The sequence below is a fragment of the Streptomyces ossamyceticus genome (genome assembly GCF_001418475.1).
GTDB lineage: Bacteria > Actinomycetota > Actinomycetes > Streptomycetales > Streptomycetaceae > Streptomyces > Streptomyces ossamyceticus.
The window spans coordinates 1-10,472 of record NZ_LIQX01000235.1; the positions used below are offsets into that span (position 1 = coordinate 1).

The window sequence follows — 10,472 nt, forward strand, 5'->3', positions numbered from 1 at the left end:
AGGGTGTCGGCCGTGCCCGCCACCTTCAACACCCTTAACAAGTGGGCGGCGGGCACGGCCGACACCCTCGCCCTCGGCACCCTCTGCGAGGCGTACGGCCTCGGCGTCCCCATCGCCGTCCTGCCCTGCGTCTCCGATGCCCTCGCAGCCCACCCGGCGTACCGCGCCAGCCTGGAGCGCCTGCGCGGCATGGGCGTACGGTTCGGCGACCCGTACGCCGGTGAGGTCCGATCCGACGGCGCACGCCCCGAGTTCCGGTGGGAGCGGGCACTGGACCTGCTGGCCACGGAGCACCACCGCGTTCAACCGAACGGTTGAACCGGTCACCGGCCTTCGGGCGACGCGCGAGGTTCACACCCGGCCACAGACTGACGGCGCCGCCCCGGCGGCACGCCGAACGACATGCGTCGTCGGCTGAGATTGCCGGCCATGGGGGCACGGTCTTCCGCGGCTCTGGCGGACTCACCGCCGGCGGCACCGCCCGTGCCGCCGCCCCCGAGACGGCGTCGAGCCGCTCCGCGCCGGCCCGCTCCGCGCCGGCCCGCGGCGAGGAGACCCCGTCGGTCGACGAACGGCGGGACAGCTCGCCGCCCGCTGTACGGCGCGCCCGCCGCCGACCCCCGGTGCCGGCCGTCTTCAGTGGGCGCCCGCCGGTTCGAACTCCGTGCCGCACGGGCCCGCGCCCTCGCTCTCCGCCAGCGCGACGGGCTCCCCGCTCATCGTCAGCGTCTCGTAGTACCGCCCGATGCGTTCGGTGGAGCGGCCGACGTAGTGGCCGATGAAGGAGCGCCGGAAGCGGTCGGTGGTGCGGTTGGGCTGCGAGCCGTGCACCAGGCTGCCGTTGAAGAACAGCACGTCGCCCGGCGCCATGTCGACGGGCACGGGGGTGAGCCCCGGCGGCGGCGGAACGTACTCACGGACGAAGGACAGCTCCTCGTCGGCCTCCTCCGGGCAGAACAGGTCCATGCGATGCGTCCCCGGCACGACCTCCAGGCCGCCGTTCTCGCGGTCGATCACATCGCAGGCGATCCACGCGGCCACACAGGTGCCGGGCTCCACCCGCAGATAGAAGTTGTCCTGGTGCAGCGCCTGCCCCCGGGCACCCGGCGGCTTGAAGTAGAACATGCTCTGCGCGGCCAGGACCTCCTCCCCGAGCAGCCCCTCCAGGACCTCGCGCAGCCGCGCGTCGAGCAGCACCCGCAGGGACAGGTCGTCGATGCGGTGGGGGTGCATCACCCGAGGATGGGTGTGCAGCGGGTCGGCCGGTCCGTCGGCCGCCGGCGGGCGGGGCTGGAAGTGCCCGGGGATCGGGCCGCCCTCCCGCAGCGCCGTGAACCGCTCGCACAGCTGATCGATCTCGGTGGGGGAGAACAGGCCCCGCACCACCAGATAGCCGTTCTCCTCGAAGTCGACCTTGCCTGTGACTGCCATCCGAGCGTCCCTTCCCTTCGGTGTCCGATGTGCATCACGCTAGGTCGAAGCGCCTTGAGAGAGGATGTCCATGCGTGCTGACGACCTGTCCGAGACCGCTGCGCCCGCGGATCCGTCACCACCGCCGGGCCAGGTGATCATCGGCCGTTTCGACCAGCGCCCGCCCTACGCCGTCCACCGTCCGGACGGCGCCGACAGCTGGCTGTTCACCTGGACCACGGGCGGCTGCGGAGTCGTCCGGCAGGGCGCGGCCGGGACGCTCGCGCACCCGGGCGACCTGGTCGTCCTCGGGCCCGGCGTGCCCCAGCACTACGCGGTCGGACCCGGCGCCGCGCACTGGGCGTTCTGGTGGGTGCACTGCCAGCCGAGGGCGTCCTGGGCGGCGTGGCTGCGGCCGTACGGGATCGGCGACCGGGTGTACGCCGTCACCCCGGCGTCCGACGGCAGCCGCGACCGTGTCGACGCGGCCTTCCGCCGGATGCTTGCCGACGCCCGCTGGACGGGGGAGGGCACACCCCCGCCGTCCGACGGCGCCCCGGCGGACGGCGAGGTCGCCGTGGCACACGGCACCGCGGCCCGCGAACTCGCCCTGTGCTCGCTGGAGGAGATCGTGCTGCTCACCGCCGCCCGCGCGGAACCCCACAGGTCGGACGCCGACCCGAGGGTCCGGCGCGCGCAGGACCTGATCACCGCGGACCCCGGCGCCCCGCACACCGTCCGCTCCCTCGCCGAGCGGGTCGCGCTCTCCCCGTCGCGGTTCGCCCACCTCTTCACCGAGCAGGTCGGTCACTCCCCGATGCGCGCCCTGCTGCACGCCCGCCTGCTGCACGCCGCGCGGCTCCTGGAGGCGACCGAACTGTCCGTGGAGCGGGTGGCCGCGGCCTCCGGGTTCGGCAGCCCGTTCCACTTCAGCCGGGTGTTCCGGCAGCGCTACGGGATGCCGCCGGGCGCGTACCGGCAGACGCTCAGGGACGGTGGCTGAGCGGCTACCGGCCCCTTCGGACCGTTCGCCCCTTCGGCCCCTTCGGCCCCTTCGGACCGGTGCCACTACGGCCCCTGCGGACCGTCGGCCCCTCCGGTCCGTACGCCGACGCCGCACGGGCCCGGTCAGCCGCCGAACACCCGCAGCGACAGCCACAGCGCCACCACGGCCGAACCCAGTGCCGCCGGGACGGTGAGCAGCCCCAGCCGGGTGAACTCGCCGAGGTCCACGTCGTGGTCGTGGTGGTGCACGATGCGCCGCCACAGCAGCGTCGCCAGCGACCCGGCGTAGGTGAGGTTGGGGCCGATGTTGACGCCGAGGAGGACGGCGAGGACGGCGCCCGTGCCGAGCGGCGCCGCCAGCGGAACCAGGACGAGGACCGCCGGCAGGTTGTTGATGACGTTGGCGATCAGCGCGGCCAGCGCGGCGACACCCAGCAGGGCCGGCAGGCCCGAACCGGACGGCATCACCCGGCCCAGCGCGTCGGCGAGGCCGTTGTCGACCACCGCCCGCACCACGACGCCCAGCGCCAGCACGAACGCCAGGAACGGCAGCGAGATCGATCGGAAGAGGGCCGCCGGAGTGGTGCTGCGCCGCACCAGCGCCCGCACCGACAGCACCAGCGCACCGGCCAGCGCCGCCCACGCGGGCTCGATGCCGAGCGCCGACGTCACCACGAACCCGGCGAGCGTGCACAGGACGGTGACCAGCGCGAACATCGGCATTCGCGGCCGCTCGACGGTCTCCTCCACCGGCGTCGCCCTACCGAGGTCGCCCGCGAAGAACCGCCGGAACACCACGTACTCGGCGGCCACCGCCACCGCCCAGGGCGCCGCCATCAGCAGCGCGAACCGGGTGAAGGTGAGCCCGCTCGCGGTGAACGCCAGCAGGTTGGTCAGGTTGGAGACGGGCAGCAGCAGCGACGCCGTGTTCGACAGGTGCGCGGTTGCGTACACATGCGGCTTGGGGCGGGCGCCCAGCCGGGCGACGGTCGCGAACACCACCGGGGTGAGCAGCACGATCGTCGCGTCCAGGCTCAGCACGGCCGTGATCCCGGAGGCCAGCACGAACGTCGAGCCCAGCAGCCGCTGGGGGCGCCCCGCCGAGGCCCGCGCCATCCAGGCTCCGCACGCCTTGAACAGCCCCTCGTCGTCGCACAGCTTGGCCAGCACGAGCACGGCCGCGAGGAACCCGAGCACGGGGCCGAGCAGTTCGGCCTCGTCCCGCGCGTGGTTGAGGGAGACGGCGCCGGTGGCGACCGCGATCCCGGCCGCCGGTACGGCGACGACGGCCTCCGGCAGCCCGAACGGCCGAGCGACCGCGGCGCCGAGTACCACGATGAGGAGGAAGACGGAGAGGACCTCGGCGAGGGCGGTGTTCACAGGGGGACTTTCGGGACTTCGGCGGCACGGCGACTGACGAACATTACCGCCGTGGACGAGCGCGCGACGAACGGGCGTACGGCTGCCATGGGCGTTCCGGGAGACGGGCCCGGCGGCTGTTCCGGCGGGAAAGCGCAGGTCGGACGTGCCCCATTCCTCCGGTGCACCGAAACCTCATGGGACCGACGTCACTCCTCCGACAGGGTCAGCTCCGCCCAGATCGTCTTGCCGTCCTCGGTGTGCCGGCTGCCCCACCGCTGGGTGAGCTGGGCGACCAGCAGCAGTCCGCGGCCGCCCTCGTCGAAGGTCTTCGCCCGGCGCAGGTGCGGGGCGGTGCCGCTGCCGTCGGAGACCTCGCAGATGAGAGTGGTCTCGTCGTGGATCAGCCGCAGCTGGATCGGTGGGGCGCCGTGCCGGATGGCGTTGGTGACCAGCTCGCTCACCACCAGCTCCGCCGTGAACGCGGCCTCGCTGATGCCCCACAGCGCCATCTGCGTGAGCACGTACTGCCGGGTGCGGGCGACGAACGCCGGGTCGGCCGGGATCGACCAGGTCGCGACCTGGGTGGGCCTCAGCCCCCTCGTGCGGGCCAGGAGCAGCGCCACGTCGTCGGGGGCGCCGCCCGCCGGGAGCAGCGACTGGACGACCTCACGGCAGATGTCGTCCAGAGGCCCCTTGCGGCCGGAGAGGGCGTTGGCGAGCAGTTCCTGGCCGGTGTCGATGTCGCGGTCCCGGGTCTCGATCAGCCCGTCGGTGTAGAGGGCGATGACGGTGCCCTCGGGCAGTTCGAGTTCGGCGGACTCGAAGGGCAGTCCGCCGAGGCCGAGGGGCTGCCCCGACGGCACGTGCACCTCCATCGGCCGTCCGTCCGGGTCCAGCACCACGGGCGGCGGATGGCCGGCGCGGGCGAAGGTGCAGCGCCGCGTCACCGGGTCGTAGACGACGTACAGGCAGGTGGCGCCCACCTCACCGGTCACGCCCTCGCTGCCGGCCTCCTCGGAGAGCCGGACGACGAGGTCGTCGAGGTGGGTCAGCAGCTCGTCCGGGGCGAGGTCGACGTCGGCGAGGGTGCGGACGGCGGTGCGCAGCCGGCCCATGGTGGCGGAGGCCTGGACGCCGTGTCCGACGACGTCGCCGACGACCATCGCGACCCGCATCCCGGACATCGGGATCACGTCGAACCAGTCGCCGCCCACCCCGGCCTGCGCGGCCGGGAGGTACCGCGAGGCGGCCTCCAGGGCCGGCATGTGGGGCAGGGTCTGGGGGAGGAGGCTGCGCTGGAGGGCGAGGGCGGTCTCGCGCTCGCGGGAGTAGCGGCGGGCGTTGTCGATGCAGACGGCCGCGCGCGCCGTGACCTCCTCGGCCAGCAGCTCGTCGTCCGGGGTGAAGGGGTCGAGCCGTTTGAAGCGGGTCAGCACGGCCACGCCGAGTGTCGTGCCGCGGGCCCGTATCGGTACCGACATGGTGGTATGGACGCCCAGTTCCTTGACCCGCGCGCTGCGTGCCGGGTCCCAGGCGAGCCAGTCCACGAGCGTGTTGGCGGGGTCGGTCGCCACGATCGTGTGCCCCACCGACAGGGAGGCCGCCTGCGGTGAGGTGGCCGGGTAGACATCGGTCCGGCCGATCTCGACGACGGCCTCGGGGCACCCGGGGGTGATCGACTGGTGGGCCGTGCGGCGCAGGGTGAAGGGTGCGGACAGCGGGCCCTCGTGCGGTTCGTCGCCGTGGTCCAGGGACTGCATGAGGTCGACGCTGACGAAGTCGGCGAGGGTCGGGACGCACACGTCGGCCAGCTCCTGGGCGGTGCGCCGGACGTCGAGGGTGGTGCCGATGCGGATGCTCGCCTCGTTCACCAGTTGCAGCCGCTGACGGGCCAGGTACTGCTCGGTGATGTCGTGCCCGGTGACGCAGACTCCGATCGGCCGGCCGGTGCCGTCGCAGAGCGGGGCGATCGCCGCCGACCAGGCGTGGGCGCGGTTCTCGTCGGCGGCCCTGAGGAAGGTCTGCACGTCCTTGCGTCGGCCGAGGGCGAGCACCTCCCGCAGGTGCTCCTCCAGCTTCTCGCCCTGCCGGCCGCCCACGATCTCCGACATGTGCAGTCCCCGGAGCTTCCTCTCGGGGATGCCCACCGCCTCGGCCATCACGTCGTTGATGCCGCGCAGCCGCAGCCGGTCGTCGAACACCGCCATGGCGCAGGGGGACTGGACCATGACCGCCGCGGCCAGCGGATCGTCGCGGACCAGCGGGCCGGGGTCGTCCAGCGGGCACAGAACCAGCCAGCCGCCGCTGCCGTCGCCGTCCTTCGGCCCACGCTGGTGGGCCAGGAGCCATACCGTCACCGTGTGTCCGTCGCGGTGACGCAGCGCGAGCGTGCCGCTCCAGCTGAGGCTGCCCGGCGGGGGTGGGAGACAGGACGCCTGCGGGGCCAGCAGCTCGGCGGCGGGCCGTCCGACGACCTCCGCCGCGGGCCGGCCCAGCAGGCGTCCGGCTCCTTCGTTCCACTCGACGACGCGGCCTTCGCGGTCCAGGACCGCCCGCGCCGTGGCGGCACCGTCCAGGGCATACGCAGGTTCGTCACCGTGCGTTACCTTGCGGGTCCTCATCGTCGCGAGTTCCATTCCGCCGGACCGAACGGGCTTACGGGTGAATTCAAGCCTATGTGCTCTGATGCGAAAGGGGACTCGAAACCGCATTCTGCGGGGGTCGTAGCGCTGTTACGGGCGCGAGGAGCGCGCGGGGCGCCTGACACCTCTGGTGCGGTCCGCCCGTTTCTGTTCGGTAGCGATCGGTTGTGATGGCTTGTGGGGCCCCGTCGCCCTCGGTGTTGAGGGGAAGCTCCCGTCGGCGGGAGCGGAGCGACCGACTCCGCCCCGGCGGATCCAGCCGTTCCGCTCCCGGTCGGAAAACCCGTCCCGTCCGGACCGTTGACGGGCTGTCATGTCTCGAACAGCATTGGCCATCGTCCGCATCTGGGAGCGCTCCCACGCCACGTGTCACCGCTGTGCGCCCCCACCTCCCCCGAGGAGCCCAGACGTGAAACGACGCAGAACGACCCTGCTCGCCCTGACGACCCTGCTCGCGGCGACACTGACCGCGCTGCCCGCCGGGTCCGCCCAGGCCGAGGAGGTCGAGCAGGTCAAGAACGGCACGTTCGACTCCACCACCGCCCCGTGGTGGACCACCGGCAACGTCACCGCCGCCCTCACCGACGGCCGCCTGTGCGCCGAGATACCCGGCGGTACCGCCAACCGCTGGGACGCCGCCGTCGGCCAGAACGACATCACCCTGGTCAAGGGCGAGTCCTACCGGTTCAGCTTCTCCGCCTCCGGCGTCCCCCAGGGCAAGGTCCTGCGGGCGATCGTCGGCCTCCAGGTCGCGCCGTACGACACCTACTTCGAGGTGAGCCCGCAGCTGAACGTCTCGGGCGACCGGTACTCGTACACCTTCACCTCACCCGTCGACACCGCCCAGGGCCAGGTGGGCTTCCAGGTGGGCGGCAACGCCGACCCGTTCACCTTCTGCATGGACGACGTGTCCCTGCTCGGCGGGGTGCCGCCGGAGGTCTACGAGCCCGACACCGGGCCACGGGTACGCGTCAACCAGGTCGCCTATCTGCCCGCCGGGCCGAAGAACGCCACCCTCGTCACCGAGGCCACCGCGAAGCTGCCGTGGGAACTCAAGAACGCCTCGGGTTCCGTGGTCGCCCGCGGCTCCACCCGCCCGCGCGGCGTGGACGCCTCCTCCGGACAGAACGTCCACTCCATCGACTTCGGCTCCTACCGCAAGGGCGGCACCGGCTTCACGCTGGTCGTCGACGGCGAGACCAGCCGTCCCTTCGACATCGACCCGAGCGCCTACCGCAGGCTCCGGCTCGACTCGCTGAAGTACTACTACACCCAGCGCAGCGGCATCGCGATCCGCGACGACCTGCGCCCCGGTTACGGCCGCGCCGCCGGCCATCTCAACGCCGCCCCCAACAAGGGCGACGACGACGTGCCCTGCCAGCCCGGCGTCTGCGACTACACCCTCGACGTCACCGGCGGCTGGTACGACGCCGGCGACCACGGCAAGTACGTCGTCAACGGCGGCATCTCCACCTGGGAGGTGCTGAGCACGTACGAGCGCTCCCTGTACGCCCGCACCGGGCGGACCCACAAGTTGGGCGACGGCTCGCTCGACATCCCCGAGAGCGGCAACAAGGTCCCCGACCTGCTCGACGAGGTCCGCTGGGAGCTGGACTTCCTGATGAAGATGCAGGTGCCGCAGGGCAAGCCGCTCGCGGGCATGGCCCACCACAAGATCCACGACGAGCAGTGGACCGGTCTGCCGCTGATGCCGGCCGACGACCCGCAGAAGCGTGAACTGCACCCGCCGAGCACGGCGGCCACCCTGAACCTCGCGGCCACCGCCGCCCAGGCGGCCCGTCTCTACCGCCCCTTCGACCGTGCCTACGCGGCGAAGAACCTCGCCGCCGCACGCACCGCCTGGGAGGCTGCCCGAGCGCACCCCGAGATGTACGCCTCCGAGAGCGACGGCACCGGTGGCGGCACCTACGCCGACAACAACGTCGCCGACGAGTTCTACTGGGCGGCAGCCCAGCTCTACCTCACCACCGGCGAGAAGAAGTACGCCGACTTCGTCCTCGGCTCACCGGTGCACACGGCCGACATCTTCGGGCCCATCGGCTTCGACTGGGCGAGGACGGCCGCCGCCGGGCGCCTCGACCTCGCGCTCGTGCCGAACAAGCTGCCCGGCCGGGACAAGGTCCGCCAGTCCGTGATCAAGGGCGCCGACCGCTACCTGGCGACGCTCCAGGACCACCCGTACGGCCTGCCGTACGCCCCCGACAAGAACCTCTACGACTGGGGCTCCAACCACCAGATCCTCAACAACGCGGTCGTCATCGCCTCCGCGTACGACCTCACCGGGGCGTCGAAGTACCGCGAGGGCGCGCTCCAGAGCATGGACTACCTCTTCGGCCGCAACGCCCTCAACATCTCGTACGTGACCGGATACGGCGAGGCCAACGCCCACAACCAGCACAGCCGGTGGTACGCCCACCAGCTGGACCCGGCCCAGCCGAACCCGCCCGCGGGCACTCTCGCGGGCGGCGCCAACTCGGGGATCCAGGATCCCTTCGCGCAGGGCAAACTCCAGGGCTGCGTCGGTCAGTTCTGCTACATCGACGACATCCAGTCCTGGTCCACCAACGAGCACACGATCAACTGGAACGCGGCGCTGGCCCGCATGGCCTCGTTCGTGGCGGACCAGACCTGAGCCCCTGACCCGATCCCGGGCGGCCGGCACCCCTCTTCCGTGGGTGTCGGCCGTACCTTTTCGGTACCGCATGGCACCTGGTTTGACCTGGCGATATTTACGGGTAAGTACCCGCGCGGTACCGTGGGCGCATGCCAGCTCTGAATGTGGAGTTCAGCGACCGCGAGCTAGAGGACCTGCGGCAGATGGCCAAGGAACGCGGTACGTCGATGAAGGCGCTCGTGCGGGAGGCGGCCGCGGCCGACATCGTGCGACACCGGGCGCTGAAAGAGGGGGCCGAGGCCTTCCGGCAGTTCTTCACCGCGCACGCCGACGAGTTCGCCGCCGCCTTCCCCGAGGACGAACCCGTCTCGCGCACCGTCGAGGGACGGGCCGTCTGACCGATGACTCCCGTCATCCACATCGACGTGCCCTGGCTGCTCCAGCGACACGAAGAGGTCCTCCCCGAGCAGCCCACGATCAACGACTTCTCCGCCCTCGTGGCCGCCGTGGCCCGGCACCGGGTCGACCCGCCACGCCTCGGGGTCGACTCGGACCCGGCCTGGCGTGCGGCCGCGCTGCTGCACACCCTGGCGGTGCTCAAACCCCTGCCGGCCGCCAACGCGCGGTTCGCCTGCGCCACGGCCGTCGCGTACATGTTCGTCAGCGGTGTCGGTATCAACCCGCCCTACGGTGCCCTCGTGGACCTCGCCCGCGATCTGATCTCCGGGAAGACGGATGTGTACGGGGCGGCGGACTGCCTGCGCTCCTGGCAGATCTGACGCGGAACGCCGGGGCCGCCGACCGAGGGCGGGAGGAACAAGGTCGGCGGCCCGTTTCGCGCGGGAGAGCCGCCGTTCCGCGCGTGGCCCAAGCGAGTCGGCCGTTTTCAGTCAACAACCAACCCTCCTCGCGCCGGGAGAGTGCGTAGGCCACCGAGGCGTGCGCGCGGTTCACACGGGGCGCTTGAACCGCGAATCCACCAGGGAACCGGAAGGGTTCGTTCTGCGAATCGGAGTGCAGTGTTCCGGTCATCTGACCTGCTTTTAGTGATGCAGATGTTGCCCAAGTGCCTTGTTAGCCGCGAGTAACTTGTGCAAGGGTGAACTTCCTGCGCAGGGTCAAAGGCCCGGCCTGAAAGGCCATTTGGTTTTTCGGGCCACCGAAGAGTCCAAAAGGCTCAAGGTCGACGGCCATCGTGCGGCTCAGTCCCCGGCCGCTTTCCCGGCGCCCGCCAAAAGGTACGCACCAATCCAGGGCCCTTTTCGGCGGTCACAACTCCGTGTGCCATCTTGTGCCTTGGAAGGAACCCGCTCTGTGCACACCCCCCACCCTCCCCGCCCCCCCTACCCGCCGCGCGCCGGGACCGCTCCCCGGGGAATCCGACGAGACCCCCGCCGCCCGGCTGCGAGGCTGGCCGG

The 10,472-nt window shown here is 71.8% G+C and carries 7 protein-coding genes and 1 pseudogene; 5 read left to right on the forward strand and 3 right to left on the reverse strand.

What is annotated here, in order from left to right:
* Positions 1-318, forward strand: a pseudogene (locus tag AOK15_RS18220) (flavoprotein); the annotation flags it as partial.
* A gap of 318 nt (positions 319-636) precedes the next feature.
* Here AOK15_RS18220 and AOK15_RS18225 read toward each other — a convergent pair.
* Positions 637-1,431, reverse strand: a complete 795-nt coding sequence (locus tag AOK15_RS18225) for a phytanoyl-CoA dioxygenase family protein (RefSeq protein WP_055518057.1) — start codon at positions 1,429-1,431, stop codon at positions 637-639.
* 70 nt (positions 1,432-1,501) lie between these two features.
* Between AOK15_RS18225 and AOK15_RS18230 the strand changes: the two genes are divergently transcribed.
* Positions 1,502-2,413 (forward strand): helix-turn-helix domain-containing protein, encoded by a 912-nt coding sequence (locus AOK15_RS18230; protein WP_055518058.1) that lies wholly within the window; start codon positions 1,502-1,504, stop codon positions 2,411-2,413.
* A gap of 125 nt (positions 2,414-2,538) precedes the next feature.
* Here the strand turns inward: AOK15_RS18230 and AOK15_RS18235 are convergent, their stop codons facing one another.
* A complete protein-coding gene (locus AOK15_RS18235; protein WP_055518060.1) occupies positions 2,539-3,795 on the reverse strand; it encodes an SLC13 family permease in 1,257 nt (418 codons plus the stop codon).
* 188 nt (positions 3,796-3,983) lie between these two features.
* A complete protein-coding gene (locus AOK15_RS18240; RefSeq protein ID WP_205632165.1) occupies positions 3,984-6,398 on the reverse strand; it encodes a SpoIIE family protein phosphatase in 2,415 nt (804 codons plus the stop codon).
* A gap of 430 nt (positions 6,399-6,828) precedes the next feature.
* On the opposite strand from AOK15_RS18240, the gene AOK15_RS18245 reads away from it, so the two are divergent.
* The 3 genes from AOK15_RS18245 to AOK15_RS18255 all read left to right on the forward strand — a co-directional run bounded on the left by AOK15_RS18245 (position 6,829) and on the right by AOK15_RS18255 (position 9,833).
* Complete coding sequence (locus AOK15_RS18245; RefSeq protein WP_055518061.1) at positions 6,829-9,072, forward strand: glycoside hydrolase family 9 protein; 2,244 nt, start codon at positions 6,829-6,831, stop codon at positions 9,070-9,072.
* Positions 9,073-9,203: 131 nt separating this feature from the next.
* On the forward strand, positions 9,204-9,452 hold the full coding sequence (locus tag AOK15_RS18250; RefSeq protein WP_055518062.1) for a hypothetical protein: 249 nt from the start codon (positions 9,204-9,206) through the stop codon (positions 9,450-9,452).
* 3 nt (positions 9,453-9,455) lie between these two features.
* Entirely contained in the window at positions 9,456-9,833 is a 378-nt protein-coding gene (locus AOK15_RS18255; RefSeq protein ID WP_055518064.1) for a hypothetical protein, read from the forward strand.
* Positions 9,834-10,472 lie beyond the last annotated feature (639 nt).

Excerpts from the sequence above, each read along its gene's own strand:
- AOK15_RS18230 (WP_055518058.1), top strand. The coding sequence starts at position 1,502 with ATGCGTGCTGACGACCTGTCCGAGACCGCTGCGCCCGCGGATCCGTCA.
- AOK15_RS18240 (WP_205632165.1), bottom strand. The coding sequence starts at position 6,398 with ATGAGGACCCGCAAGGTAACGCACGGTGACGAACCTGCGTATGCCCTG.
- AOK15_RS18225 (WP_055518057.1), bottom strand. The coding sequence starts at position 1,431 with ATGGCAGTCACAGGCAAGGTCGACTTCGAGGAGAACGGCTATCTGGTG.
- AOK15_RS18250 (WP_055518062.1), top strand. The coding sequence starts at position 9,204 with ATGCCAGCTCTGAATGTGGAGTTCAGCGACCGCGAGCTAGAGGACCTG.
- AOK15_RS18255 (WP_055518064.1), top strand. The coding sequence starts at position 9,456 with ATGACTCCCGTCATCCACATCGACGTGCCCTGGCTGCTCCAGCGACAC.